This is a genomic window from Lactobacillus sp. A27, assembly GCF_016742815.1.
GTDB lineage: Bacteria > Bacillota > Bacilli > Lactobacillales > Lactobacillaceae > Lactobacillus > Lactobacillus gallinarum.
In genome coordinates, this window is record NZ_JAEHNT010000019.1 from 1 (window position 1) to 25,210 (window position 25,210).

The 25,210-nt window shown below is 36.9% G+C and carries 27 protein-coding genes and 2 other annotated features; of the genes, 10 read left to right on the forward strand and 17 right to left on the reverse strand.

What is annotated here, in order from left to right; translation table 11 throughout:
- Positions 1–116: 116 nt before the first annotated feature.
- The 3 genes from JEM49_RS03700 to JEM49_RS03710 form a co-directional block, all read right to left on the reverse strand.
- The gene (locus JEM49_RS03700) at positions 117–1,742 is read right to left on the reverse strand and encodes a peptide ABC transporter substrate-binding protein (RefSeq protein WP_087176293.1); all 1,626 of its coding nucleotides are present in this window, start codon (positions 1,740–1,742) and stop codon (positions 117–119) included.
- A 3-nt stretch (positions 1,743–1,745) separates the two neighbouring features.
- Positions 1,746–2,645, reverse strand: a complete 900-nt coding sequence (locus JEM49_RS03705; RefSeq protein ID WP_087236101.1) for a proline iminopeptidase-family hydrolase — start codon at positions 2,643–2,645, stop codon at positions 1,746–1,748.
- A 71-nt stretch (positions 2,646–2,716) separates the two neighbouring features.
- Positions 2,717–2,968 (reverse strand) — a binding site (T-box leader).
- 156 nt (positions 2,969–3,124) lie between these two features.
- Positions 3,125–4,435, reverse strand: a complete 1,311-nt coding sequence (locus tag JEM49_RS03710) for an NCS2 family permease (protein ID WP_087176291.1) — start codon at positions 4,433–4,435, stop codon at positions 3,125–3,127.
- Positions 4,436–4,670: 235 nt separating this feature from the next.
- On the opposite strand from JEM49_RS03710, the gene JEM49_RS03715 reads away from it, so the two are divergent.
- The 3 genes from JEM49_RS03715 (at position 4,671) to JEM49_RS03720 (ending at position 6,704) form a co-directional block, all read left to right on the forward strand.
- The gene (locus tag JEM49_RS03715) at positions 4,671–5,405 is read left to right on the forward strand and encodes a MerR family transcriptional regulator (protein ID WP_207187909.1); all 735 of its coding nucleotides are present in this window, start codon (positions 4,671–4,673) and stop codon (positions 5,403–5,405) included.
- 100 nt (positions 5,406–5,505) lie between these two features.
- Positions 5,506–5,631, forward strand: a complete 126-nt coding sequence (locus tag JEM49_RS10475) for an ATPase (protein WP_087176290.1) — start codon at positions 5,506–5,508, stop codon at positions 5,629–5,631.
- On the forward strand, positions 5,631–6,704 hold the full coding sequence (locus tag JEM49_RS03720) for an ATP-binding protein (RefSeq protein ID WP_342211668.1): 1,074 nt from the start codon (positions 5,631–5,633) through the stop codon (positions 6,702–6,704). The genes JEM49_RS10475 and JEM49_RS03720 overlap by 1 nt, the downstream gene beginning before the upstream one ends.
- Before the next feature lie 68 nt (positions 6,705–6,772).
- Here the strand turns inward: JEM49_RS03720 and JEM49_RS03725 are convergent, their stop codons facing one another.
- Positions 6,773–8,080: an NCS2 family permease gene (locus JEM49_RS03725; RefSeq protein WP_201873695.1), complete on the reverse strand. Its 1,308-nt coding sequence runs from the start codon at positions 8,078–8,080 to the stop codon at positions 6,773–6,775.
- 223 nt (positions 8,081–8,303) lie between these two features.
- Here JEM49_RS03725 and JEM49_RS03730 point away from each other — a divergent pair, with 223 nt between their 5' ends.
- Positions 8,304–9,104, forward strand: coding sequence for a Cof-type HAD-IIB family hydrolase (locus JEM49_RS03730; protein ID WP_201873696.1), 801 nt, complete (start codon positions 8,304–8,306; stop codon positions 9,102–9,104).
- 47 nt (positions 9,105–9,151) lie between these two features.
- Here JEM49_RS03730 and JEM49_RS03735 read toward each other — a convergent pair whose 3' ends face one another.
- The 3 genes from JEM49_RS03735 to nagB all read right to left on the reverse strand — a co-directional run bounded on the left by JEM49_RS03735 (position 9,152) and on the right by nagB (position 11,518).
- Positions 9,152–9,838: a deoxynucleoside kinase gene (locus JEM49_RS03735; RefSeq protein ID WP_087176287.1), complete on the reverse strand. Its 687-nt coding sequence runs from the start codon at positions 9,836–9,838 to the stop codon at positions 9,152–9,154.
- Between the two features lie 24 nt (positions 9,839–9,862).
- On the reverse strand, positions 9,863–10,510 hold the full coding sequence (locus tag JEM49_RS03740) for a deoxynucleoside kinase (protein ID WP_098037121.1): 648 nt from the start codon (positions 10,508–10,510) through the stop codon (positions 9,863–9,865).
- A gap of 288 nt (positions 10,511–10,798) precedes the next feature.
- A complete protein-coding gene (gene nagB / locus JEM49_RS03745; protein WP_025006214.1) occupies positions 10,799–11,518 on the reverse strand; it encodes a glucosamine-6-phosphate deaminase in 720 nt (239 codons plus the stop codon).
- A gap of 117 nt (positions 11,519–11,635) precedes the next feature.
- On the opposite strand from nagB, the gene JEM49_RS03750 reads away from it, so the two are divergent.
- Both JEM49_RS03750 and JEM49_RS03755 read left to right on the forward strand, forming a co-directional pair.
- Complete coding sequence (locus tag JEM49_RS03750) at positions 11,636–12,463, forward strand: aldo/keto reductase (RefSeq protein ID WP_087176285.1); 828 nt, start codon at positions 11,636–11,638, stop codon at positions 12,461–12,463.
- A 106-nt stretch (positions 12,464–12,569) separates the two neighbouring features.
- Complete coding sequence (locus JEM49_RS03755) at positions 12,570–13,175, forward strand: ECF transporter S component (protein WP_201873700.1); 606 nt, start codon at positions 12,570–12,572, stop codon at positions 13,173–13,175.
- Positions 13,176–13,208: 33 nt separating this feature from the next.
- Here JEM49_RS03755 and JEM49_RS03760 read toward each other — a convergent pair whose 3' ends face one another.
- Positions 13,209–15,545, reverse strand: coding sequence for an ABC transporter ATP-binding protein/permease (locus JEM49_RS03760; protein ID WP_201873703.1), 2,337 nt, complete (start codon positions 15,543–15,545; stop codon positions 13,209–13,211).
- Positions 15,546–15,569: 24 nt separating this feature from the next.
- A complete protein-coding gene (locus tag JEM49_RS03765; protein WP_201873708.1) occupies positions 15,570–16,673 on the reverse strand; it encodes a YdcF family protein in 1,104 nt (367 codons plus the stop codon).
- A gap of 88 nt (positions 16,674–16,761) precedes the next feature.
- Between JEM49_RS03765 and JEM49_RS03770 the strand changes: the two genes are divergently transcribed.
- Entirely contained in the window at positions 16,762–17,415 is a 654-nt protein-coding gene (locus JEM49_RS03770) for a CPBP family intramembrane glutamic endopeptidase (RefSeq protein WP_087236105.1), read from the forward strand.
- 72 nt (positions 17,416–17,487) lie between these two features.
- Here the strand turns inward: JEM49_RS03770 and JEM49_RS03775 are convergent, their stop codons facing one another.
- The gene (locus JEM49_RS03775; RefSeq protein WP_242509759.1) at positions 17,488–18,267 is read right to left on the reverse strand and encodes a hypothetical protein; all 780 of its coding nucleotides are present in this window, start codon (positions 18,265–18,267) and stop codon (positions 17,488–17,490) included.
- Between JEM49_RS03775 and JEM49_RS03780 the strand changes: the two genes are divergently transcribed.
- Positions 18,259–18,897: a M13-type metalloendopeptidase gene (locus JEM49_RS03780; protein ID WP_242509761.1), complete on the forward strand. Its 639-nt coding sequence runs from the start codon at positions 18,259–18,261 to the stop codon at positions 18,895–18,897. The two genes, JEM49_RS03775 and JEM49_RS03780, sit on opposite strands and share 9 nt — an antisense overlap.
- A 57-nt stretch (positions 18,898–18,954) precedes the next feature.
- Here the strand turns inward: JEM49_RS03780 and JEM49_RS03785 are convergent, their stop codons facing one another.
- The 3 genes from JEM49_RS03785 to JEM49_RS03795 all read right to left on the reverse strand — a co-directional run bounded on the left by JEM49_RS03785 (position 18,955) and on the right by JEM49_RS03795 (position 20,539).
- Positions 18,955–19,173, reverse strand: a complete 219-nt coding sequence (locus JEM49_RS03785; protein ID WP_201873710.1) for a hypothetical protein — start codon at positions 19,171–19,173, stop codon at positions 18,955–18,957.
- A gap of 242 nt (positions 19,174–19,415) precedes the next feature.
- On the reverse strand, positions 19,416–19,697 hold the full coding sequence (locus JEM49_RS03790; protein ID WP_087176276.1) for a hypothetical protein: 282 nt from the start codon (positions 19,695–19,697) through the stop codon (positions 19,416–19,418).
- Complete coding sequence (locus JEM49_RS03795; protein WP_201873712.1) at positions 19,694–20,539, reverse strand: Rgg/GadR/MutR family transcriptional regulator; 846 nt, start codon at positions 20,537–20,539, stop codon at positions 19,694–19,696. Before JEM49_RS03795 ends, JEM49_RS03790 begins: the two co-directional genes overlap by 4 nt.
- Before the next feature lie 91 nt (positions 20,540–20,630).
- Here JEM49_RS03795 and JEM49_RS03800 point away from each other — a divergent pair, with 91 nt between their 5' ends.
- Positions 20,631–21,260: a DUF4097 family beta strand repeat-containing protein gene (locus JEM49_RS03800; protein WP_201873714.1), complete on the forward strand. Its 630-nt coding sequence runs from the start codon at positions 20,631–20,633 to the stop codon at positions 21,258–21,260.
- A 4-nt stretch (positions 21,261–21,264) separates the two neighbouring features.
- Complete coding sequence (locus JEM49_RS03805) at positions 21,265–22,833, forward strand: ATP-binding cassette domain-containing protein (protein ID WP_201873715.1); 1,569 nt, start codon at positions 21,265–21,267, stop codon at positions 22,831–22,833.
- 39 nt (positions 22,834–22,872) lie between these two features.
- Here JEM49_RS03805 and JEM49_RS03810 read toward each other — a convergent pair whose 3' ends face one another.
- From JEM49_RS03810 to JEM49_RS03825, 4 genes are all read right to left on the reverse strand, one after another.
- Positions 22,873–23,142: a Txe/YoeB family addiction module toxin gene (locus JEM49_RS03810; protein WP_087176272.1), complete on the reverse strand. Its 270-nt coding sequence runs from the start codon at positions 23,140–23,142 to the stop codon at positions 22,873–22,875.
- Entirely contained in the window at positions 23,129–23,437 is a 309-nt protein-coding gene (locus JEM49_RS03815; protein WP_201873716.1) for a type II toxin-antitoxin system Phd/YefM family antitoxin, read from the reverse strand. Before JEM49_RS03815 ends, JEM49_RS03810 begins: the two co-directional genes overlap by 14 nt.
- Before the next feature lie 130 nt (positions 23,438–23,567).
- Positions 23,568–24,737: a cation:proton antiporter gene (locus tag JEM49_RS03820; RefSeq protein ID WP_025005990.1), complete on the reverse strand. Its 1,170-nt coding sequence runs from the start codon at positions 24,735–24,737 to the stop codon at positions 23,568–23,570.
- 39 nt (positions 24,738–24,776) lie between these two features.
- Positions 24,777–24,833: a sequence feature (sodium ion sensor (DUF1646 type); this cis-regulatory element may regulate processes involved in with the transportation of sodium ions), on the reverse strand.
- Between the two features lie 73 nt (positions 24,834–24,906).
- A complete protein-coding gene (locus JEM49_RS03825) occupies positions 24,907–25,170 on the reverse strand; it encodes a hypothetical protein (protein WP_201873718.1) in 264 nt (87 codons plus the stop codon).
- Positions 25,171–25,210 lie beyond the last annotated feature (40 nt).

Genomic DNA, 25,210 nt, shown 5'->3' on the forward strand with positions numbered 1-25,210 from the left:
GGGAGCCATTTCCCGATTAGGCCTGTATTTCAAAATAAAATTGCTTAAAATCGTTGATAACACTTGACTTAGAGTAGAAAAAGCAAGCAGCTGGAACTGCTTGTTTTAAAAATTATTTACTTAAAATATGCTCTTGTATAATCAACTTCACCAACGGAGTGCCATAATACACCCTTTAAGTTGCTTCTTACTAAGTGACTTTCGGTCATGTTGTACAAAGGTGCTACTGCAGTATCTTTAGTTAACTGACTTTGAGCATTTCTCATATTTTGCCAGTATTGTTTGACATCTGCAGCGCTCTTGCTTTTAGCGGCACTAATGTAATTATCGTAAGCCTTACTACTATACTTACCGTAATTTTGAGCATTATTGGTTTGAAGGATATCAAAATCACTCATTGGGTCAGCATAATCAGCAAGCCATAAACTAAAGTGCATGTCAAAGTTGCCTTTACTTACATTATCTTGGCTATTTTTAGCAGGAACAGCGTGTACTTCAACATCTGCACCTTTTAATTTGGATTCAACTTGTGATTGAACAAATTGGGCAATATTCTTATTGATAGTTTGATCATCTGTATAGTAAGTTAAAGTGACAGATTTCTTTCCTTCTTCTTTTAAGCCTTCTTGCCATAATTTTTGTGCTTTTTTGACATTATAATTTTCACTTGGCTTCATTTCAGTTGCAAAATCTTTGCCAGTGGTTGGATCTTTAGCTAAAGTTGGTGCAACAAATGTATATGCAGGTTCTGAACCATCGGCAAGTACTTTTTCAGCTAAGTGTTTTTTGTCTAATACTAAAGATAGAGCCTCACGTAATTTAGAATTTGAAAATACACGTCCTTGACGTTGATTTAGTTGTAAATAGTAGACTCCGGCACGTTTAAGATGCATTAAATTTTTATCTTTTTGCAAGCCTTGAGCCGTGGTTCCTGTAATAGTTGCGTCATCAAGATTTCCTTGTTGGAAAAGTTGATGTGCGGTGTTTGCATCTTTTACAACTTGCATTTTCATTTTCTTTAAATGGATATCTTTTTTATCGTAATAATATTTATTTTGGTCCAAGTCCCATGACAAATTGCTACCTGTCCAACCATCAACCTTGAATGGTCCATTGTAGTACATCTTATTAGAAGCAGAACCATAGCTTTTGCCAAATTTAGTTAAAGCAGCTTTGCTTTGTGGGAAGAATGCTGGCAGAACCATCATTCTAGTAAAGTATGGCATTGGATATTCTAGGTCAACTTGAAGAGTGCGATTGTTTAAAGCTTTGACCCCTAGATCTTTTGCTGGCAACTTACCTGCAGTGACTTTGGTGGCATTCTTTACACCAGTGAAGATATAAGAATAACCTGATTGAGAGCTAGGACTGACAGATCTACGCCATGAATTAACAAAATCTTCCGCAGTTACAGGATCTCCATTGGACCATTTAGCATTTTTTCTTAAGGTGAAGGTATATCTTTTACCGTGATCTGTTGGCTTAACTAATTTTGTAGCCATTGCTGGAGAAGGATTACCTTCTTTATCGGCACGATAAAGTCCTTCCATAGAATTTTCTAGGACATTCCATTGACTAATATTAGCTTGATTAGAAGTATCTAAAGATAAGATTTCTCCTGTTTGCATTAAATGTAAAGTTTGATCTTTTTTATTAGCAGAAGCGTTGTTATTTCCACAAGCAGCGGTAGCTAAAGAAGCTAAGACGACGGAAGCGGATAATAGTAATTTGTTTAATTTCATAGTTTATTCTCCCTTGAATGTGTTGTTCTCAACATCGTGTAAAAACTTAGTTAAAGACGTGAAAAATGCTTTTGGATTATCAGTATTATGACAATGTCCGCCATCCGGAGTTAAAGTTAAGCGTGAATTACTTAGTGTTTGATGCATTCTGCGAGCAGCTGAAAGTGGCATAGTATCGAATTCTCCAAAGGTTAATAAAGTTGGCATCTTCAAACTTGCTAGTTTCTCTCTGAAATCCCATTTGGTAAGCTCACCCACCATAACAAATTCATTATTTCCTTGGAAATAGTTGTAAATCACATTATTGTGAGTATTTACAGGATGAGCTGTACCTGTGGGATGTCTTGTTAAAAAGAGGGAATAAAGATGAGCAACTAATTGCTGATACATAGGGTCAGTAAAGTTCTCAGCTTTTTCACATTCTTTCATGTAATCAACTTGTTCAGGTAAAAAAGTTTCTTCACGTTCATGATTAATATTTTCTGTATATTCATCTAAGTTATCAATCATTGACATTAGAACTAAGCCCTTTAGGTGTTTGCCATATTTGTAAGCATATTCTTGAGCAAGAAGTCCACCCCATGAATGTCCCAACAAGTAAAAATTATCTAAGCCTAACTTTTGTCTTACTTCTTCGACTTCATCGACATATCGAGGGATAGAAAGTAATGATTTATTTTCTTTTTTAGTAAAATCAGGTTGATCAGAATAGTAAGATCCTAATTGATCATATGAATAAACTTCAACGCCTTGCCCTTTTAAGCCATCTTTAAAATTATCAAAAGTTTCATGTGTTCCGCCAGGGCCACCATGTAAGCAAAGCAGTTTAATAGGTCCTTCATTGACTTTTCGTGTAAATAGGTGATAACCATTATCTAAAGTTACTAATCTTGTTTGATCCATTGCCAATTCTCCTTAAAAATTAATAACTTAACTTTGATAATAAAAAAACGCCCTACCAGACCAATTTGATCTAATAGGGCGTTTAAAACGCGGTACCACCTATTTTTGTTAAAAGTTTTTCAACATTTAACCTTCTGCACGTGCGGCCAATCTATTTGTGATTAGCGATACGTCGCCGCTGTATAGGGCGGACCCTGAGAATGCTAATTATCGCACTCTCGGCTCAAAGGTGATTTTCGCGTAAGACTTAATTATCTTCTTTCACCAAGCGAAGACTCTCTGAAAATCTTATCTTAAGTTACTTTCCTTATCAAAGCTAAAATATTATTTATGTTATAAGTTATAATACTGAAGCATTAATTAATTGTCAATAGTTTTTTAAATTATTTTTAATCAAGCGTATAAATCTTTACAGTGAAATCCAAAAAAACAAGCAGCTATTAACTGCTTGCTTAGATGAAGGTATTTTATTAATGAAATTATTTTACGTTTAAAACCACGTAGTAGATAATGAACACCACGAACAGAATCCACATCATTGGTGTAATTTCCTTGAAACGCTTAGCTGCGATCATTGAAACTGGGTAAACGATAAGGCCCCAGCCTAAACCGTCTGAAATTGAGTAAGTAAGAGGCATTCCGATTGCAATGAGGAAACAAGGAATGGCAATTTCGAGATTAGTCCAGTGTACGTGAGCCAAGTTTTCAGCCATTAAAACTCCGACGATGATTAAGGCAGGTGCAGTTACTTGAGTAGTAAAGACGCTCAAGATTGGGCTGAAGATAGTAGAAATTAGGAAGAAAATACCAACCCAAACTGCGGTTAAACCAGTTCTACCACCAACTGCGATACCAGAACTTGATTCAACGAAGGCGCCGACAGGTGAGGTACCAAGTACTGAACCAACAAGCATCCCTGAAGAGTCAGCGGCTAAAGCCTCACCGGCACGAGGCATCTTGTTGTCTTTCATTAAGCCGGCTTGTTGAACCAAACCGATTAAAGTACCGGTCGTGTCAAAGAAAGTTACTAAAAGGAAGGTGAAGACAACAACCCACATTTGAACGGTATTAATATCGCTGATGTGGAAAACTGCTTGACCAAAAGTTGGTGCGATGCTTGGGACAGATGAAATCACGCCCTTAGGCATTGGAACTTGACCAATAACTACGCCGAAGACAGCCGCAGCAATCATTCCGATGAAGATTGCACCAGGTACGCGTGCAATCATTAGGAAAATGGTAACGATCAAACCAAAGATAGTGATCCAAACGGTTGGATTGTTAAGACCACCAATAGTAACTAAAGTTGAGTCACTGTTTTGAATAAGCTTACCACCTTGAAGACCAATGAAAGCAATGAACAAACCGATACCAGCTGAAATTGCATATTTGATATCAGCAGGAATGGCATCAATAATCATTTCACGGACTTTAAAAATAGTAAGCAAAATGAAGAGGATCGAAGCAACAAAAACGGCAGCTAAAGCAGTTTGCCATTTAACGTGCATCCCTAAACATACTGTGTAGGTAAAAAATGCGTTCAGTCCCAATGTTGGTGCGGATGCAATGGGGTAGTTAGCAACTAAACCCATTACGATACAAGTGAAAGCGGCCGATAAGGCAGTCACGGTGAACAGCGCTCCTTTATCCATACCGCTGGCACCTAAAACATTAGGGTTAACGAAAAGAATGTAGGACATACTTACAAAAGTAGTCAACCCAGCTAGCAATTCTGTTTTAAATGAGGTGTGATTCTCATCTAAATGAAAAAATTTGCTGATAGAATTCATGTAATTCCTCCAGAAAAGTTCGCAAAATATCTGATTTTATTCTATAAACTAAAGATATTGCGAATAAAAAATAGTAGATACCGAATAATCAATTTTAATTATACTTAAATAGTTAATAATTTCAATAAAATTCAAGCTATTTGTTCAGTTTTTTCAATGAATGCGAATTCATTTAAGATAATTATTGACCTTAACCCTACGTAAACCCGTATATTTAAATCAGGAGGTGAAAGCAATGTCGCAAAAATATTTCATTGGCGAGGTAGCAAAAAAACTAAAAATGACGCCACGTGCGATTCGCTTTTATGATCAGAAAAATTTGGTTAAGCCAGAGTTTATTGGTGAAAACAGCTATCGCTACTATGGCGAAGAGCAAATTCAAAAATTAGAACTGATTAATTATTTGAGACAACTAGATTTTTCTATTAAGCAGATTAAGAAATTGCTTAGTGACCAGAGTGGTTCTGATTCACTGCAGTTATTATTCCAGAAGCAGATTATGGAAAATGAAAGCAAAATTGATTCTTTAGAACAGCAACAAAAGCAGTTGCGGCGGCTAAACAAGACAATTGCTACACAGAAAATTGATTCAAATAATCTCGTCGACATTGCCCAAATTATGAAAAAAGAAATTAGATTAACTAATTTAAGAAGGCGGATGTGGCTATTCAGCGTAGGAATTTTACTAATCGAAGCAATCGGAATCTTTAGCACCTATCAGTTTAAGCAAATTGATTCACTAATAGCGATGATTACCAGTATTGTAATTATGCTGGTTTTAGTATTTGGATCGACTGCCCTTTTGACTAAGTACTACTATAACCAGGTAAAATATGTTTGCCCAAACTGTGGTACAAAGTTTGTACCATCTTTGAGAACATTTATCTTTTCAGCGCATACGCCTAAATTTAGGAAATTAGAATGTCCGCATTGTCATCACAAGGCATATTGTTTAGAGATTGCCCGATAATTTTCCTGGGAAATATAAGAGCCTTTTATCGAATATACTCGATAAAAGGCTCTTTTTTTATAATCTTATCGATTATAATCGATATAAATGAGGTGAACGCATGATTAAACGAACTACATATTTAAATCGAATTAGTCCATTTATTGATAAAGATATTATTAAAGTAATTACAGGCATTCGCCGTAGTGGAAAATCAGTTTTGTTGCAGCAAATTCAGATGAATTAGTGGATCGTGGAAAAGATAGAGCTAATTTCATTTACATTAACTTTGAAGACTTACAATATGAATCCCTGCTCAATTATCAAACACTTAATCAAGAATTAGTTAAACGAATTAACCAGATTGATGGCAAAGCTTATCTTTTCCTTGATGAAATTCAAAGAGCTAAATCCTGGGAAAAAACAATTAATTCTTTACGTGTAACTTATAATTGCGATATTTATATTACTAGATCGAATTCTCAACTGTTATCAGGAGAATTAGCAACTGAAATTGCTGGTCGATATGTTGAAATTAAGGTTTATCCTTTTTCATTCAGTGAGTTTTTGGAAGCAATTAATTCTGATCGGCAAAACTTAGATCGTGATTTTGCTACTTATCTAGAAATAGGTGGAATGCCTTTCTTGTCACTGATCTATTCTGATCAGCAAGCATGTGATACGTACCTGCAGGATATTTATAGTTCTGTAGTTCTAAAGGATATTGTTGATCGTCATGCAATTAGAAATGTAGATCTACTTAGAAGAATAATCAGCTATTTAAGCAGTGAAATAGGGCATCCTATTTCAGCTACAGGTATAGCTAAATTCCTTAAGAGCGAGCACAGAGGTAGTTCTGCGGATACGATTATTGACTATATTTCATACACTTGTGATGCATATTTATTTACGCGTGTTCCTAGAACCGATCTACGTGGCAAAGAGAATCTTAGAGTTAATGATAAATACTACATTACCGATCATGGCTTACGACAAACTATTGTTGGCAATAATCAGCAAAATATTGATCAAATTCTTGAAAATATTGTCTTTATTGAGCTTTTACGTCGTGGATATCACGTTTCGGTTGGACTAAATGACAAAAAAGAGATTGATTTTGTAGCTCAAAAAGGTAGTGATAAACGCTACTATCAGGTGACTTATATGTTGGGTAGTCAGACGACGATAGATCGAGAATTTGGTGCGTATGACGGTATTGCAGATAATTATCCTAAATATGTACTTTCGATGGATAAATTTGATATGAGTCGTAATGGGATTATTCATCAAAATATTATTGATTTTTTATTGGAAAAGTAAAAAACGTAAGCAAAAAGGACTAAATTCAAATTTCGAACTTAGTCCTTTCTTTATCTATTGTTTTTCATCTAAAAGTTCAGTACCCACAAGAAGATAATGAATACGAAGAACAGTACCCACATCATCGGGCTGATTTCTTTACCACGTTTAGCTGCAAGCATGCAGATTGGGTAAGAAATCATCCCCCATGACAAACCATCAGAAATTGAGTAGGTAAGTGGCATACCTAAAATAATAAGGAATGCAGGAACCGCAATTTCTAACTTGTTCCAGTGAATATGAGCAGTATTTTGTGCCATCAAGACACCAACGATAATCAAAGCTGGTGCAGTAACTTGACTAGTGAACACGCCCAAAAGTGGACTGAAGATCATTGAGATCAAGAAGAAGATTGCTACAAAGACGGCAGTCAAACCAGTTCTACCACCAACGGCAATACCGGCACTTGATTCAACGAACGCACCAACTGGTGAAGTACCAAGAATTGAACCAACAGCCATCGCACTTGAGTCAGCAGCTAAAGCTTTACCAACACGTGGCATCTTGTTGTTCTTCATAAAGCCGGCTTGTTGAGCCAAACCGATCAAAGTACCAGCAGTATCGAAGAAAGTAACAAGTAAAAAGGTTAAGACAACAACCCACATTTGAACGGAATTAATATCCTTAACGTGGAAGATAGCTTGACCAAAAGTTGGAGCCAAACTTGGAGCAGTTGAGATCACCTTGTGTGGCAATGCAATTTGACCAGTACAAATACCGAAAATAGCGGCCAAAACCATACCGATGAAGATCGCACCTGGAACGCCCAAAATCATCAAGATAACAGTTACAAGCAAACCAAAGATGGTGATCCAAACAAGTGGATCGTGAAGTGAGCCTAAGCCAACCAAAGTTGATTTATTTGCGACGATTAACTTACCGTTTTGTAAACCTAAGAAGGCAATGAACAAACCGATACCTGATGAGATAGCAAACTTTAAGTCAGCTGGAATTGAATCAATGATCTTCTCACGTAATTTGAACAGAGTGATCAAAATAAAGATGATTGATGCAACGAAAACGCTGGCTAAAGCAGTTTGCCATGAAACATGCATCCCCACACAAACGGTGTAAGCGAAGAATGCGTTAATACCAAGAGCAGGAGCTTCACCAATTGGGTAGTTAGCAACAATACCCATGATTGCAGTACCAAGCGCACTGGCTAAAGCAGTAGCAGTAAAGACAGCACCTGTGTTCATGCCACTGGCACCTAAAACGCTAGGGTTAACAAACAAAATGTATGACATACTAATGAAAGTAGTCAAACCAGCAATAAATTCGACTTTAATGCTGGTATTGTATTTATCTAGTTGAAAATATTTCCTAATAAAATTCATAAAACTCTCTCCAAAGAATTGTTCGTGTTTTTTCTTTCTGAAAGCAACTATTATACTTTAGCATTCATAATTAAATTTGTAAACACGAATTATTGTCAAGAGATCATACTGATTCATTATAATTTGCTGTACAGAGATAGACTTTAAGCACCAAATTACTTTCATTATCAGTTTTTTAGCATTATTCTTAATTACATAGATTAAAGAGATTAAGGGTGAAAAAATGTCCGCAAAACTTATTTTTTCAGATATCGATGGCACATTAATTAACGATGAATTGAAGGTAACGCCTAAAACGCGTGATGCAATTAGGCATCAGATTATTGCTGGCAATATCTTTATACCAGCTTCAGCTCGCCTGCCTAAGGGAATTATGACAGCGGTAGGACAGATCCTGACAGTCTTTCCGATGATTGCCTATAATGGCGCATTAGCACTAGATGAAACAGGCAGAGCATTAATTACGCGCTTTTTTAATGCAAAAGAAGCAGCAGAAATTTGCCATTATGTTGAAAAGCAAAATAATGGCTCGGCTTGGAATATCTATAGCGGCTATGTGTGGTATTGCGCTAAAGAAAAGAGTCTGCTGGTTGAACATGAAGAGAAAATTGTCGATGTTAAGGCCACTCCGGTTACTGTTGATCAAATTGAGCAATTGCAGGGCGTACACAAAGCTTTGATCATGGGCAAACCAGAAGAACTTGATCGTATGCAAAAAGAATTGATTAAAAAATTCCCAGATTTGAGCTTTGTCAGATCCTCAAGAACACTACTAGAAGTCGTACTAAAAGGTGTAAGCAAGGCAAGTGCAGTAGCAATTTTAGCGAAAGAATACAAGGTACCACTAAAAGATTGCATTGCTTTAGGTGATAACTATAATGATGAAGAAATGCTGGAAGAAGTAGGTCATCCAATTTTAATGGGTAATGCACCCGCAGAATTAAAAGAGAAGATTGGCTTAGATCATGTGACGCTCGATAATAATCATGATGGAATTGCTGAAGCGTTGGCAGAATTTGAATAAAGAAAAACCGCATAGAATTTCTATGCGGTTTATTATTTCCTGGGAAATTATGCTTCGATTTGGATATCTGTTGGCTTTTTCCAATCTTCAGGAAGCTTTCCCATTTCTTTTAATTTGTCTGTGATTTGATTCAAGACTACTTGCCTGTCGGCTGGATTAGCCATGAAATCTAGTTTATCACCATCGATTTCCATCTTTGGTGAGTAATCGTAATTCTCATACCAAGGCTTGTAATAGCGAAGCAGACGCTTATAGTAGTCTTCTAGAGTTGAGTCATAACTCAATTGTTCATATGGACGACCCCGCTTTTTAATCCGTTTAATCATGGTGTCATATGAAACATTAATATGAACAAGCAAATCTGGATTCTTCTTAGGCATTCTTTCAAGCTCGTTCATCATATTGTGCAGAAGTTCATAGTAAGTATCCACTTCTTCTGAGGTTGCACGACCAATGTCAGCGTTCATTTGGAAGAAGAGCGCATCTTCGTAGATAGAACGATCGAGTACATTATTATCTTCAGTAAGAGCATCTTTAATGCTGTGAAAACGCGTGTTTAAGAAGTATACCTGCAATAAGAAAGCATATTTCTTAGGATCAGCATAAAAGAGTGGCAGAACTGGATTGTCGTCAACACTTTCATAAAATGGCTTAGTACCTAAATATTTGGATAAAATACCTGTTAAACTGGATTTCCCGGCTCCAATTGGCCCGCTTAAAACAATAACTGTCATCACGTTCCTTCTTTTTATTCAGTCTTATAAGTTACCGATTTCGTGCAACTTCTCATCAATTTCCTTCAATACTTCTCTTTGGGCATCCATGCTAGAAACAAAATCAAGTTTGTCACCATTAATAGCCATCTTAGGAGAAGCATCATATTGTTCATACCAAGGCTCATAGTATCTGAGCAATCTAGCGTAGTAATCCTTCAAGCCTGGATCTGTGCTGATTTGTTCAAATGAACGACCACGCTTTTTAATGCGCTTAAGCATGGTATCAAGTGAAACATGGATGTAGATAAGCAAATCAGGCTTCTTGCTTGGGTTGCCTGGCGTATCTTCCATCATGTTTTCAAGCAAGTCATCATAGATCTTAAATTCTGTAGGATCTGCGACCTTGCTGTCAGCGTTCATCTTGAAGAAAAGCGCATCTTCATAGATAGAACGATCGGATACGCTGTTCTTATCTTGAATAGCTTGATTGATTTGAGCTAAACGGTGGTTAAGCAAATAAGTGTTAAGTAAAAAAGTGTAACGCTTCATATCCTTATAATAAAGCGGCAAAACAGGGTTATTATCAACGCCTTCGTAAAATGCTTGTGTACCTAAGTGCTCTGCTAAAATACTGGTTAAACTGGATTTCCCGGCTCCAATTGGCCCGCTTAAAACAATAACTTGAATCACATTCTTTCTTAAATACCAGATATTGGACAATTAATAAGTTTAATACAAGATATTGTGGCACACAAGCTCTTTTTTAATTCTGTTTCACACGAAAAAGTCAAGGGTAGAAATGAAAAATCGGATAGGAATGAAACATAATTCAATTAGAGCAGAGAAATTATAAAAAATGAATTATACTTCAATATTTAGAGCAAAAATGCGATTTAGTGAAGTATAATTCACAAAAATAGCTAGGTCTTCTACGATTGTAGAAAGCCTAGCTTTTCATTTTTAGGGATAAATTGTTATTTAGTTCTTGTATTTGTCGTCTAGTTCTTGAGCTGCAGCCTTATCAACGATGATAGTTACATCAGGATGTTTTTGTAAAATTGATGCAGGCACTTGTTCAGTAACTGGTCCTTCAATCATTTCTTTGATTGCTTGTGCTTTCTTTTCACCGAAGGCCATTAATACTACTTTTTTGGCTTGCATAATGTTGGCATTACCCATACAAATTGCACTCTTAGGTACTTCATCTTCGTTGTCGAAGAAACGTGAGTTAGCTTTGATTGTATTTTCAGTCAACTTAACTTCATGAGTACCAATGTCAAATGGAGTGCCAGGTTCATTAAAGGCAATGTGACCGTTACGGCCGATACCTAATAGTTGCACGTCAATTGGATTATCTTTGATAATTTGATCGTATTCTTTGCAAGTAGCAGCAACATCTTTAGTCATGCCGTCTGGAACGTAAGATTTCTTGAAAGGCTTTTTGTCGAATAAGTGCTTGCGCATGAAGTAGTGGTAACTTTGAGGATTATCAGGTGTTAAGCCAACATATTCATCAAGGTTAATGCTAATTAAGTTTGAACAGTTAAGATCACTGTTAGTAAAGTTTTGATAAAGAGTTTCAGGGGTAGAACCGGTAGCTAAACCTAAAACTTTAGCACCATTTTTGATTTCATTTTCAAAAATCTCGAATGCTTTTGCTCCACCTTGAATTTTGTTTTCAGTAACAATAATTTTCATTTTAAAACCCTCCTTTACTGGTCTAGTCCATTATAAAATGGAATAGACCATTTTGTCAATTGGTAAAATGAAAATCACAGAACTATGTTAAAATTTGAGTAAAGGAAGTGAATACGGATGGATTTTGAAAAGTTAACAGGCTTAGGTATAGGTACTTGGGGGATTGGTGAAGATCCCAAAAATAAAAAAGATGAAATTGCGGCCATTCGCTATGGTTTAGATAATGGCTTGAACATTATCGATACAGCAGAAATGTATGGTGATGGCAAAAGTGAAGAGCTGATAGGCGAGGCAATTAAAGATTACGATCGTGATAAATTGTTTTTAATTTCAAAATTCTATCCCTATCATGCGACTCCTGAGCTAGAGAGAAAGAGTCTGGAAGCTAGCTTAGAGAGATTAGGTACTGATTATTTAGATTTATATTTATTGCATTGGCGCGGTAATCATCGTTTATCAGACACGATTCGCGGTTTGCAAGCTTTGCAAAAAGAAGGATTAATTCGTCACTGGGGCGTTTCTAACTTTGATACGTCTGATATGAAAGAATTATTTAGTGTGCCTGGTGGAACAGAATGTTTTGCTAACGAAGATCTCTATAATATTAAGGAACGAGGCACAGAGTTTGATTTGCAAGACTGGCAAACAGAGCATGGCGTCAGCTTTATTGGTTATTCTCCGTTTAATTCTGGAGCAGGAGACACGATTAGAATTACGCAGAATTTGAAGATCGTGGCTCGCGATCATGGTGTAACACCGCATCAAATTATGCTTGCTTGGACTTTGCGCAATGGCAATGTGTTGGCCATTCCAAAAAGCAGCAGTATTAAACACATGAAGGAAAATATTGCTGCTCAAGAAATAAAGTTAACTGATGACGAGTTAAGGTTAATTAATAGTGATTTTCCAATTCCAACGGAGAAAACTCCTTTAGCGGTAATTTAAGTAAAAAATAAAAGACTTGTTTCATGTGAAACAGGCCTTTTTTGCTGAGAAAAAATTCTGACTATGGTTTAATTAGTAGTATCTTTTTAATGAATTGGGGATAAAAATGAGACGAGAAGAAACGAGACGCATGACCATTACTGCAGTTTTTGCAGCTATTTTGATCATGCAAACTTTCGTACCGAATATTGGTTATGTGCGAATCATTCCGGCCTTGCCTGCAATTACCACGATTCCGATGACAATTGCGATTTATGGTACTTTGATGGGCCCTAAGGCAGGTTTAGGATTTGGATTATTTTGGGGAATTACCAGATTAATCGTTGCATATACGCAACCTGGAGATATGGTCAGCTTGATGCTGTTCCAAAATCCAGTAATTTCTGTTGTGCCTAGTGTTTTAGCAGGCTTTTTCCCAGGCTTAATTTCCAAAGCAATGGGCAAAACCAATTATGCCAAGTTAGGCTACATTTTGAGTGGAGCAGTAACTTCATTGACCAACACGATCATGGTAATTTTACTGACAAGTATTTTCTTTATGCGTGATCCAGCTAGTCTGCTTCATTATTTAGGCAACTATAATTCTAGCACGCCGCTGATTCTGATTTTGATTACAGCGCTAGGTGCAAATGGTGTGATTGAAGCAATCTTCACTGCATTAGTAGTGCCGGTGATTGTTACACCACTTAATTTAGTGTTGAAAAGAGCGTAAAAAACAGCGTTAGTAATTCTAACGCTGTTTTTCTTATTCGCTTCTAAGCGCGATAGCCGCGTCCTTTTTAGCTGCCATTCTAGCAGGGATGTGACCACCAATTAAAGTTAATACGGTTGAAATAATAATTAAAATCAACGCAGCTTTTGGATCAAGCTGAGCAACATTAGCTAAATCGGTAATCTTATAAATCACGCTGTTGATTGGGAATGTTAATAGGTAAGCGATGAAGACACCGAGCACACCAGAGAAGACACCTAAGATGAAGGTTTCGGCGTCAAAGACGCGAGTGATATCTTTCTTGCGAGCACCTAAAGCCTTCAAGACACCAATTTCCTTGGTTCTTTCGAGAACTGAAGTGTAGGTTAAGATACCAATCATGATCATTGAAGTGATCAATGAAATTGCGGCAAAGGCAACTAGGATAGTCGTAATACCGCCAAGCAAACCACCGGTCATAGTCGTTACGGCACTAGACATATCGGTGTAGATGATCTTGTCGGCCTTTTTTTTGCCCTTGTTCCACTTATCAAGGTAATCAAGAACCTTGTCCTTGTCATCAAAGTTGTTAGGGTAGATCATGATGCCAGTAGGGATGCTTGAACCACCTAAGGTTTGCATGATCATCTTCTTTTCATTAGCCTTCATGCTTTGTCCAGTTAAAACACTGCGGTTAGACTTCTTTTGAGCCTTCACGATGGCAGAATTCTTGTTGTCGTTGATGACATCTTGAGAAAGCTTGTCGCTATATGCGATTCCCGTTGATAAAAGAGCCATCGAATCTTCATTCTTAGGTCTAATTACCCCAGTTAGCTTCAGCTTGGTACCGCCGTTGTACATTGCTGAATTAGCTTTCTTAGGAACAAACATCCCCGTAGGTAATTCTTGGTAGTAGTCATTATTATCAACGATACTGAATTCTTTACCGATTAGCTTACTAAATTTAACACGTTCTTTGTTGTCGACATCAAAGCCAAGGTTCTTCAAAGAATTAATGTTAACGGTATTTTTATTGTCGGTTACTAAAACGAGGTCAGTAGTTTTGCTTGGCCAATGACCAGAGAGCAACTGATAATTTTGCTTCAAGAATGAGCCCTTCTTTTTATTTAAAGCGGTAGGAAAAACAGAGGAACCAATTCCCATCGAACTCATTGCCTGTGAGCGCATTGCTGACATCGACGCACTTTGATCAGGATCTGCATTTGAGAATTGAACGCGCTCTACCTTGCCATTGACTTTAGAAAGCAGGTTTAAATTAACTGCTCTTTGATAGGAAACATTGTTGGCATAGTTAGGATTGATCTTTTTAATGTAGTCAACGTACTTTTCAGTGATCTTGTTAGTATGCTGCGCTTCCTCACTAGGATCCTTTTTCGCCGTGACATAGCCCCGATTTTTAATATTTTTATCTGAATCTTCGCGGTTATTCATCGAAGTCATATCAGTAGCCGTCTGCGAGATTGCAATCGGGTACTTGGCTAAAGCCTTACTCATGGTTGTATTAATTTGCTTTTGAAAACCGTTAGAGATCGAAAGCACGACAGCAATAGAAATAATGCCGATACTGGAGGCAAAAGCAGTTAAAATAGTTCGACCTTTCTTGGTCATAATGTTGGTAAAACTAAGCTTAATTGCGTTCCAGTAAGACATCTTGGTCCGCTTTAGGTTGAAAGTATCTTTTTCATCCTCTGGCTTAAAGAGCTCGGAATCATGTTGAATCTTGCCATCTTGGAAATTGACGATTCGAGTAGCGTATTTTTCAGCTAATTCTGGGTTGTGCGTAACCATGATGATTAAACGATCCTTAGAAAGCTTCTTGATCAATTCCATGATTTGTACAGAAGTTTCCGTATCAAGCGCACCAGTTGGTTCGTCACAAAGCAAGATATCGGGATCATTGGCAATCGCACGGGCAATGGCAACACGCTGCATCTGACCACCAGATAGTTGGTTAGGGCGCTTGTTGATATGCTCTTTTAATCCAACTTCAGTCAATGCGGCAATGGCTTTTTCATGCCGTTCCTTTTTACCAACACCGGATAAATTCATCCCCAATTCAACGTTAGCAATGATTGATAGGTGGGGAATTAAATTATAATTTTGAAAAATAAAGCCGACGCTGTTGTTGCGGTAGGCATCCCAATCGGTTTCCTTAAAATTCTTGGTTGATTTGCCGTTAATGATCAAATCACCTTTGTCATAACGGTCAAGTCCGCCAATCACGTTCAACATTGTCGTCTTACCAGAACCACTTGGTCCTAAGATGGCGACAAATTCCTGATCTCTAAACGAGATCGTTACATCATCTAGGGCATGGGTGATATTGTCTCCAACCTTGTATGATTTAAAAATGTGTTTTAGTTGTAGCATTCAGTCCCTCTCTTCTAAATAGTTTTAGATCACACTAAACTTAATATTACCTGTCGCAACTAAGATAGCTTGTAAGATAAAGAATAAAACTATTACTCCCATGATAACGAAATGACGGCGTTTATGCATGACAAACACTCCGGCAAATTCGCGAATGATAGCGTTAGGCAGATAGTAAAAACGAGTAAAAGCACCGACACCATTGGCTTTTAGGCCCACTTCTTTAGCTAAAAGCGCCGCTCTAAAAATATGGTAGTTGTTACTAAAAAATTTGACTTTAAAATTACTACCGCCAAAGTCTTTAGTAGCTAATCTCTTAGAAAAAAGCATATTTTGGTAGGTGTTTTTGGATTTATCTTCAATTAGCAAGTGGTTAGTCTTAATACCCCGTTTTCGGGCAAATTTTGCCATTGCTACGGCTTCGGGTATCTTTTCATCAGGTCCTTGACCACCTGACATGATGATAATAGGGCGCTTCCTGCCTTTTTGATATTGGCGGTTAGAGTATTGGATAGCCCGGTTGATGCGAGCTGCAAGGAGCTTAGAAACGCGATCACCGTTAATTAATCCAGCACCTAGTACTATTAAATAATCTTGCTTGTAACGGCGTGGGTAGATTTGATATAAGAGCAGATTGACCAAGAAATTGTATAAAACTAAGCCTAGGTAAATAGCGATAGCTGGAATTGAGGCAAGTAAGACGCTGAGCCAGCGCGGTAAGTATTGTCCTGGGCCGAATAAAAATATCAAACTCAGAATTAAAGCAACGAATCCGAAAATTAATGTTAAAAGGTTAGGCAACGTATGACTCTCATATTTCCAAACAAAGTAGGCGTTCCAAAATAGAAAAAACCAAGCGAAGATTAATAGAGCAGTAATTAAGAAAAATGCCGCTAAGACTAATAAATCATAGGCTCGTTGCAAACCGTGACTCGTGCTTTTATGCACCATAACGGTGATCCAAATTACTACTGAAGCAAGAAAAATGGTAAAGAACACGCCATTAATTAAACGACGTGGTTCAACTAGCCATGAGATTAAAAAGACAAAGAACATGACTAGCATGAAAACTGAGATGTAGAAAAATTCGCCTCGTCTCCCAAAAAAGGCGATGATTTCATTCAACATGATGCCCCCTCCTTAGTCATTTTGAGTTATTTCTATTATAATGGAAACAATAGTTAAAAGATGAAAGAATCAAGGTGTTGATAAGAAAATGGCGAAATTTTGGCATTACCTGGGAAATATTGCGGGAGCTATTTTGTCGCTCGCTTTATATATCGAATTGCAAGTATTTTATTTTTACCCACAAAGAATTAGATTAGATCATATGCGTGCGTTAGTGACCGCGCTGGTAACGGTGATCGTACTCTTCGTAATTTTCAATCTGTATAAGCGGCAATTGAAGGAGCACAATGATTGGGGTTTTAATCAGGCGCCACACTGGGATATGCGAAGAATCGGCATTGCAATAATTGGTTTTGTTCTGATTCTTATTGTCTCAATGGTGATGTTAAGCTTGGTTGGCCGAGGCGTTTCGAATAATCAACAAGCATTGAATAAGATTGAGCTGCATAGTAAGGGCTTGTTTGAAATTATGGTGGTCTTTATTGCGCCGTTTTGTGAGGAAGTCGTCTTTAGAGGGATGTTTTTCAATATTTTCTTCACGAAGAAAAAGATTACGAATAAGTGGCTCGGCATCATTGTTAGTGGCTTCTTGTTCGCTTATATGCATGATCCGATGCTTAGCAAGTTTATCTTTGTATATTGGGGCTTAGGTATGGTGCTAGCTTGGGTCTACATGCAGACGAAGGACTTACGTTACTCGATGCTGGTGCATATGTGTTATAACGCTCTGGGCTTTATTTGATAGAGTGAAAATTAGAGTATATAAAAATCCCGTTACATCAAACGTAACGGGATTTTTGATTGCTAGTAAAATTTACTTCTTCATTGCAGCGGCTTGTGCTTCTTCTGGAGTGTTAGATGGGGTTAACTTAATACTATTTTCAACCAATTGAACATCACTTGTTTTGACGTATGCTCCCTTATCGTAAATAGTTGTATTGGCGCCTATTTCATATGATGCATATTGTATATAGTCTATTTCGTAGCCTTTAGTAAACGGTGAGTGGTGGTAAAATTCTTCTATTTTATTTTCACTTGGAATCCAAATGTAAACTAGCTTATCTACTTTCCACCACTCATAGTTCTTCTTCATTTTTGCATTCAATGATACACCATTACCATTGTACAGGTCGGCAGCTTTAGGGAATTTAACAAGTGAGTAGTTTTCTAAATCATAGTTATGAGCGGTTATCTTAGATGCCGGCGTAACTCCCATTGAATATAACCAATTATTGGTTCTCTTAATCCGATAAATTGCCTGATCTCCACCAAATTGTCCAATATAACTAGCTACTTTATCAGCACGACTGCCTTTTTCTAGATAATCAACAGTAAACTTCTCTCCTGGAGTCGCTGTTCTAACTTCAATTACTTTACCAGAATTATCAAAAGTAATAATTGGAGTACTGTAATTTGCATCTACAGTTACGGTAGTTTCTTCATTACTTGTTTTAGTATTATTAAAGTTAAAATCGGATATCCTACTAAGCTGCCAGAGGTCTACGATCAAATTGCTCTCGGTAATAATTTGTACGATAGCATTCGTAAGATTAGACAAACTAAGCAAGAATTTAACATTGTAAAATTGAACCAAAAATTTGATCGTCAACTTTGGGGTGAAGATATGCCTGCGATGATCATTAACGCTGGTTATGCACCCACTAATAATGACATTACTTTCCCTGCTGCTATTTTTCAAGCACCATTTTACAGTTCTGAGAATACCAGTAGTGAAAACTATGGTGGTATCGGAGCTGTAATTGCTCATGAAATTAGTCATGCTTTTGATCCGAATGGTTCTAAATTTGATGAAAAAGGTAATTTACGTGATTGGTGGTCAAAAGAAGATTTCGAAAAATTTGCTGAATTAGCACAAGCTGAAGTAAAGCTATTTGATGGAATCCAGATTGGAAGAACCAAAGTCAATGGTCATCAAACCGTGGGAGAAAATGTCGCAGATCTCGGTGGATTGACTGCTGCCGTTAAGGCATGTGCCGAAGAAAAAGGTAATTTGACCGAATTGTTTGAAAATTGGGCACGTATCTGGCGTAGAAAGATGGGACCTGAGGTTAGACAGACCTTGGCAGAACTTGATCCACATGCTCCTGGAGAGATGAGAGTTAACGTTGCGGCTCAATGTTTGGATGAATTTTATGAAGCATTCAATGTCAGTGAAAACGATGGTATGTGGCTAGATCCAGAGCAACGAGTAAGAATCTGGTAAAATTATTGAAATAATGTTTGACTCCATAGTAAAAGGCTCCAATTGGAGCCTTTTTAGTTATTCAATTTTGTCATTGATTAATTCAGATTTAGATATTTTCTTGAACTTATAAAGCTTCCATAACAGACAAACAATATCAATTACAATGTAGAATAATCCAATCTTAATGCCAGTTTGTAGCCATGACCAGGGAATTAAATTGATAAACTTAAGACCGATTAATAGAATTACACCACCGATGATACTGCCTAATAGATTTTCTTTAATTTTCTTCATCCTATCCCTCAATCATAAAGTATTTTTTAGAAGTATATAATGAGCCAAAATCTAACATTAGTTGCAACGCGTCTGATACAGACACGAGGCGTCTCCTTTCTATTAGGATGTTGGCATGAGTCAAAAATCACTCATAAGCACCATCTCCTTCAAGGATAGCCACCGCTTCAGCTTTTCTACAGATAAAATTATACTAAATCCAAATATACGTTCACAAGCGAACACGAAAAATCGTTCTCACGTTAGTGGGAACGATTTTCTTTCCCATAAAAAGAACGCAAAATTAGCCAAACAATAGTGGCAAGGACCGCAATATCAAAGCTCCAAATGCCAGGATGAAAACCACTAACTAATGGAATAAAGCCAATAATAGCAACAAATTGATCATGGATAGCAGGTAGGTGTGGATCTTGCATCCAGCCGTAAATTTTGACTGCCATGAAAATAATAGTTATGACCCAGGCAATAATTGCAATGATTGCGGAAATCTTTTTAGCTAAGCGTATTTTCTCTGTAGAATTCATTCATCGTCCTCCCAAATTTGTTTAACATCCTTGAAGACTTCTAATAATTGTTGTGCATGTTGTGAGCAATTTAATTGTATCAAATTATTGAATATTGCTAGAACTGGCTGTTCATCTCCAGTATGACAATAGTCGATGACCCGTTGTAAAAAGGTTAAGGAGAGATCAAAGAACATGAAATGAGGCGGAAGTTCAACCTTACGCAATTCATCTAATAGCTGTTGTGCATAGTCTAGTTTCTTTTTAAAGATAAAAGCAATAACAGTGTCCGAGAGACCGCCCATAATATCCCTCAAATCATTCATTTGGTCAAAGTTATGAACGATTCGCATAGCGATCTTGAAACCAATTTCGGAATTCAACAAGAAAGGTGAATTGGCAAACAAGATAATATTATATTTTGACCAAACTGTTGTGTGCAGTAAGTAAGAACCAATTCTGTGAATATCAGCAGTGGTCAAGTAATTCTTCCCCTCAATTAAAAGCAGTTGGTTACAGACTAGCATAATATTCTTTAATTCAAGGATGTTTTTGCTAGCGTGATATTTAGCTAAATGAGCCTGCACGTATTTACGTAATACGGGAACGTCTTCATCCTTGATTGCCGCAATTATTTCATCAGGCAGTTCAAATTTCGCTTCGATATTTGCACGTTCGGTGAATTCATCTAGCGTAATGTTAATGCGCTTAAGTAACGCAATTGCCGTACTGAATTCTACTTCTACCTGGTTGTTTTCCCAGCGAGAAAGTTTAGAATTTGAACAAATTCCCTGGCACGCCTCAGTTTGCGTGATTTCTTGTCCTTTGCGTAAATCTTTATAAACTGAACCATATTTAAACATGTCATACCTCGATTTGCAGATCTGCAAATTCCTTACATTTTCATTCATTATCCTGCGATACTAAGAACAATTCAAGTAGCGAGGGATAGAAATGAAAAGAGGAATGAAAATGTTAATTTTGGCTATTGTAATTATGTTAGTTATCTTAGGAATTTTAAAGGTGCAGGATATGAATAAAGCTAGTTCAGAACAAGTAGTACAAAAAGTTTTAACCAACCGCAAATTTAATCAAGTAAAAGTTGATACCAGTAATGCAAATATTAAAGTCAAACAGGGCAATCATTACCGTGTTCTTTTTGAGGGAAGACATAAGTTGCTTCCAAAAGTTGAAGTCAAGAATAAGCAATTAATTGTTGAAGATAAAGATGGCATTAAGGTAGTTAATGGAAATCTCTTTGACTTATTCAAAAAACATTCTGTAGTACCGCAAATTACGATTGAACTGCCAGATGAAAAGTTAAAAAATATTGAAATCGATGATTCTAACGGTAGCGTTACGGTTCAAGGCATTGCTGTTAGTCAAGGTGAAATTGATCTTTCAAATGATAATATTATGGTCGATCATAGTACAGCTGACGGTTATGATCTGGATACGTCGAATGGACACGTTGAGATAAATGGTTCAAATAAAGGCGACTCTTACAGCAAAAATGACAAGGCGCGAAGAGTATTAAGTATTGATAATTCAAATGGTGACATAACGGTAAGTTACGGGGGATAGAAATATGATTTACAAATACTCTTCACATTCTAAATTCATCAGCATGATTATCTTCGGCTTAATTGCCAGTATGCAACAGATTATCGTGGCTTATATGGTGCAGGCATTGACTAATATTGCTACGCAAAGAAGCTTTAATGACTTACCGCAAATTTTGCTAATTGCTGTTAGCGGCTTATTGATTACCTTTTTAGCTTCACTTATTTTCAATCGCTTAAAAACAGGTGCGATTCAGGAAGCAAATACTACTTTACGGCTTGGCATCTTAAAAGGGATGCTTAAACAATCTAGTGATGAAAATACTACTAGCTTAGGTTATCTAACTACAGATTTTAAGCTCTTAGAAACTAATCGCTTTGATGCAGAAATTGAAATTATGATGCAAGCGTACATGATTATTTTTGCATTAGGCTATGCATTGTCGGTTAACTGGTTAGTAACCTTGCTTTTTCTAATAGGTTCATGCTTACCGATGATTGTATCCAGCCTTTTTCAAAAGAAAATTCAAACTGCTTCCGAAAATTGGATCAACGCCAATGATAAGTATGTTAGTCATATCAAGAATTTTTTAGCTGGTAGTTCAACATTCAAGTTGTATGGCAAGCAAGATAATGCTGTTAAGAAGAGTAGGGTATTTGTTAACCAATTAGAAGCAGCACTGTGCAAGATGAATTTACTGAACTTGGACACAGTTTCATGGGTCAGCTTGATTGCTAACTTGTTTACCTTTACAGTGCCATTCTTAGTAGGGATTTACATGGTAGTTAATGGACAAACTACATTGGGTGCATTATTTGCAATTGTGCAGTTGTCGAATTCTTTTGTTAATCCAATTTTGACAATTTTAGAGGGTCGCAATAAGTTATCAACTACTAAAAAGATTGTTGCTAAAGCTGAAAAGTATATTGCCGAAGGCAAGAAAACTGAAGACGTTTCTGAAAATGATTTTAGTGAATTGGAAGTGGATGATTTAACTTTAATTAGAAAAGATCAGGAGTTGGCTAGACGTCTTAATTTAAAGATTAAGGCTGAACAAAAAGTAGCAGTTATTGGGCCATCGGGTACCGGGAAATCAACGCTTTTGCAATATTTAATGACAGGAGAATTCGGTCAGGCTAAAGATATTATTTTGAATAATAGCCAAGCTAAGGCTGGAGAATTTGCTAATATCTTTTCATACGCTAGTCAAAGTCCAGTGATTTTTGCAGATACCTTGTGGTTTAATTTGACACTAGACGCAGATATTTCCCGGGAAATAGTAATGGAAGTCTGCACCAAGTTGGGACTAGACACCATCGTGAAAGAGAAGGGATGGGATTATTCTTTAGGGGATAATGCGGATCAATTATCAGGCGGGCAGCTGGCAAGAATTGAATTAGCTCGGGCCATTTTAATGAAGCGGCCAGTGTTGCTGCTTGATGAAATTAATGCATCCCTTGATAAAAAGACCTCAGATCAGATTCATGATTACTTGTTAGAGTCTAATTTGACCTTTGTGGAAGTAATTCACCATTATGAACCAGAAGAGTTACAGAGATATGATCAAGTAATCGATTTAGAACAGTTTGTTTAAGAATATGAAAAAATCCCCGACGTTTTTGTCGAGGATTTTCTATTTAGAATAGTGATATTTTAGTTGCCATATTTGAAGTTCTGTTGCCGTAACTGAATAAACCATACGATCTTTGTGATTAATTTGTCGAGACCATGCACCGCTTAAATTTGCCTTTAAAGGTTCGGGTTTTCCTTTTCCAGTGAATGGATGGCGTTGACAATCTTTAATGAGGCTATCGATTTTCTTGGAAGTTTTTTTATCTTCTTTCTTCCACTCTAGATATTCATCCCAGGCATTATAGTTAAAATTTACGTTAAGCTTCGTCATCTTTAGTTAGAGCCTCGAATTCTTCTGGAGTTAAGATTTTGTTTCGGGTGTCTTTATTTTCAAACGATTCTTTAGCTTCCGCTAATGCATCACGATTTTCCTTAGTCCCTAGAAGATATGAGGTCTCTTGCCATGAATCATATTCTTTTTGTGAAATAATTACGACGTTTTTGTCTTTAGGACGAGCAACGATAACTGTAGTATCATAGTCATTAATGTCATCAGCAATTTTTTTAAAGTTATTACGTAAGTCACGAGCAGTAACTGCTTTAATATTATTTGGTGTTTGTAACATGTTCTATCATCTCCTAACAGTATTATATTATGTAGGCTAAATTGTGTCTACGTTTTATAATTAAAAAATCTAGTATTCGTTCACAAGCGAACATGAAAAAATCCCCGACGTTTTTGTCGAGGATTTTCTTTTACATAAATTCTTTACTATCTTTTTGTTTCTTAATGAAATAATTCAAAATAAATGGTGAAAGTACCGTTGTAACGATGATTACCAAAATCAAGCTTGAGTAAATATCTTCAGGGAAGAGGTGATGGGTAATCCCGATCTGTGCCACGATTAAGGCAACTTCACCACGAGAAATCATACCGGCACCTACAATGTTACCCTCATTCTTAGTAAAGCCGAAGACTTCACTTGAGTATTTACCAGCCCAGAATTTAGATAAGAGGGCTAAGATTGTCATTACGATAATGAACCAAATATCCTTGAAGAAGCTCTCAAAGGTCATTGAAAGACCGATGTCGGCAAAGAATACCGGAATAAAGATCGCATAACCGATTGCGGAAACTGAAGAGTGAACTTCTTTATATTGTGGCGTCTGTCTAATAGCCAAGCCACCAAAGAATGCACCTACAACGGCAGATAATCCAACAAAGTCGGCAGCCCAAGCCATAGTTAAAGCTAAGACAAGCGAACCGATAACTACAGAGTAGTCAACATCGATTTTTTCGGAAGCCTTCATAAAGTATGGGGCAACGAACTTAAAGATGACCCAAACAACTACAAAGTAGACAATTTCAATCAAAATATTGATAAAGAAGTTGTTAGTTAAACCGCTCTTACCGCCTTCGTGACTGAAAGTAGTGAACAAACTTAAAACAACTACGGCTAAGATATCATCAACTACAGCCGCACCTAAAATTGCTGTACCGGCACGGGTATGAAGTTGTCGTGCTTCTTGCAATACTACAACCGAAATTGAAACACTGGTTGCCGCAAAGACAATTCCGATAAAGAGTGCCTCAAGTGGCTTCATACCGAAGAAGTAGCTGGCAATTCCCATGAAGACAACTGGTAAGATAACCCCGACACTAGCGACGGTGAAACTTAATTTGAAGTATTTCTTTAGTAAATCGAGGTCACTTTCCAGGCCTGCTAAGAACATTAACAGGATAACCCCGAATTCTGAGAATAGACTGACAATATCGTTTGGCGTTACCCAATTTAGGATAGCTGGTCCAAGTAAGATTCCTGACAATAATTGTCCGATAACTGCAGGCATATTAAAGCGAGCAAAGAGCTGACCTAATAAGACTGTAGTTAATAGGATTAAGATTAATTCCCCTAAAAAATGCATGTATTCCCTTTCTATAAAAAAGCAAAAAGCCTTCAAGGTGCCTCTTGACCCAAAGAAGCAAATCTTGAAAGCTTTTATTCTGATAAAAACCCAACCACTAAATGAAATATTCAGTTGAGTTTAATTTTAATATTTTCCTAAACTAGATGCAAATTAGGTTGCAATTAAATCAATCTTCGCGATAACTTTTTTCTTTGCCAAACGGTTCTTCTTTAATATAAACTGTCCATTTTCCGTTTGATTTTAGGGCACTGATTGAATATTTATAAGGCGTTTCTAGATCATCATGTTTGCCTACAGCTTGTTGCATTTTACTGTATGCAATATTTTCTTGATGATTAACGTATAACTCGTAACTAGAATTAAGTACACAAAAAAGAATAGGTGGGACGATGAGTATCAAAAGTATTATTGATATTATTTTAGTTTTCATCTTCAGATATGGTACTCCTTGGTGATGTTTAGAAATTATG

Excerpts from the sequence above, each read along its gene's own strand:
- JEM49_RS03700 (WP_087176293.1), bottom strand. The coding sequence starts at position 1,742 with ATGAAATTAAACAAATTACTATTATCCGCTTCCGTCGTCTTAGCTTCT.
- JEM49_RS03705 (WP_087236101.1), bottom strand. The coding sequence starts at position 2,645 with ATGGATCAAACAAGATTAGTAACTTTAGATAATGGTTATCACCTATTT.
- JEM49_RS03710 (WP_087176291.1), bottom strand. The coding sequence starts at position 4,435 with ATGAATTCTATCAGCAAATTTTTTCATTTAGATGAGAATCACACCTCA.
- JEM49_RS03715 (WP_207187909.1), top strand. The coding sequence starts at position 4,671 with ATGTCGCAAAAATATTTCATTGGCGAGGTAGCAAAAAAACTAAAAATG.
- JEM49_RS10475 (WP_087176290.1), top strand. The coding sequence starts at position 5,506 with ATGATTAAACGAACTACATATTTAAATCGAATTAGTCCATTTATTGAT.
- JEM49_RS03725 (WP_201873695.1), bottom strand. The coding sequence starts at position 8,080 with ATGAATTTTATTAGGAAATATTTTCAACTAGATAAATACAATACCAGC.
- JEM49_RS03730 (WP_201873696.1), top strand. The coding sequence starts at position 8,304 with ATGTCCGCAAAACTTATTTTTTCAGATATCGATGGCACATTAATTAAC.
- JEM49_RS03735 (WP_087176287.1), bottom strand. The coding sequence starts at position 9,838 with ATGACAGTTATTGTTTTAAGCGGGCCAATTGGAGCCGGGAAATCCAGT.
- nagB (WP_025006214.1), bottom strand. The coding sequence starts at position 11,518 with ATGAAAATTATTGTTACTGAAAACAAAATTCAAGGTGGAGCAAAAGCA.
- JEM49_RS03750 (WP_087176285.1), top strand. The coding sequence starts at position 11,636 with ATGGATTTTGAAAAGTTAACAGGCTTAGGTATAGGTACTTGGGGGATT.
- JEM49_RS03755 (WP_201873700.1), top strand. The coding sequence starts at position 12,570 with ATGAGACGAGAAGAAACGAGACGCATGACCATTACTGCAGTTTTTGCA.
- JEM49_RS03760 (WP_201873703.1), bottom strand. The coding sequence starts at position 15,545 with ATGCTACAACTAAAACACATTTTTAAATCATACAAGGTTGGAGACAAT.
- JEM49_RS03765 (WP_201873708.1), bottom strand. The coding sequence starts at position 16,673 with ATGTTGAATGAAATCATCGCCTTTTTTGGGAGACGAGGCGAATTTTTC.
- JEM49_RS03770 (WP_087236105.1), top strand. The coding sequence starts at position 16,762 with ATGGCGAAATTTTGGCATTACCTGGGAAATATTGCGGGAGCTATTTTG.
- JEM49_RS03785 (WP_201873710.1), bottom strand. The coding sequence starts at position 19,173 with ATGAAGAAAATTAAAGAAAATCTATTAGGCAGTATCATCGGTGGTGTA.
- JEM49_RS03790 (WP_087176276.1), bottom strand. The coding sequence starts at position 19,697 with ATGAATTCTACAGAGAAAATACGCTTAGCTAAAAAGATTTCCGCAATC.
- JEM49_RS03795 (WP_201873712.1), bottom strand. The coding sequence starts at position 20,539 with ATGTTTAAATATGGTTCAGTTTATAAAGATTTACGCAAAGGACAAGAA.
- JEM49_RS03800 (WP_201873714.1), top strand. The coding sequence starts at position 20,631 with ATGAAAAGAGGAATGAAAATGTTAATTTTGGCTATTGTAATTATGTTA.
- JEM49_RS03805 (WP_201873715.1), top strand. The coding sequence starts at position 21,265 with ATGATTTACAAATACTCTTCACATTCTAAATTCATCAGCATGATTATC.
- JEM49_RS03810 (WP_087176272.1), bottom strand. The coding sequence starts at position 23,142 with ATGACGAAGCTTAACGTAAATTTTAACTATAATGCCTGGGATGAATAT.
- JEM49_RS03815 (WP_201873716.1), bottom strand. The coding sequence starts at position 23,437 with ATGTTACAAACACCAAATAATATTAAAGCAGTTACTGCTCGTGACTTA.
- JEM49_RS03820 (WP_025005990.1), bottom strand. The coding sequence starts at position 24,737 with ATGCATTTTTTAGGGGAATTAATCTTAATCCTATTAACTACAGTCTTA.
- JEM49_RS03825 (WP_201873718.1), bottom strand. The coding sequence starts at position 25,170 with ATGAAAACTAAAATAATATCAATAATACTTTTGATACTCATCGTCCCA.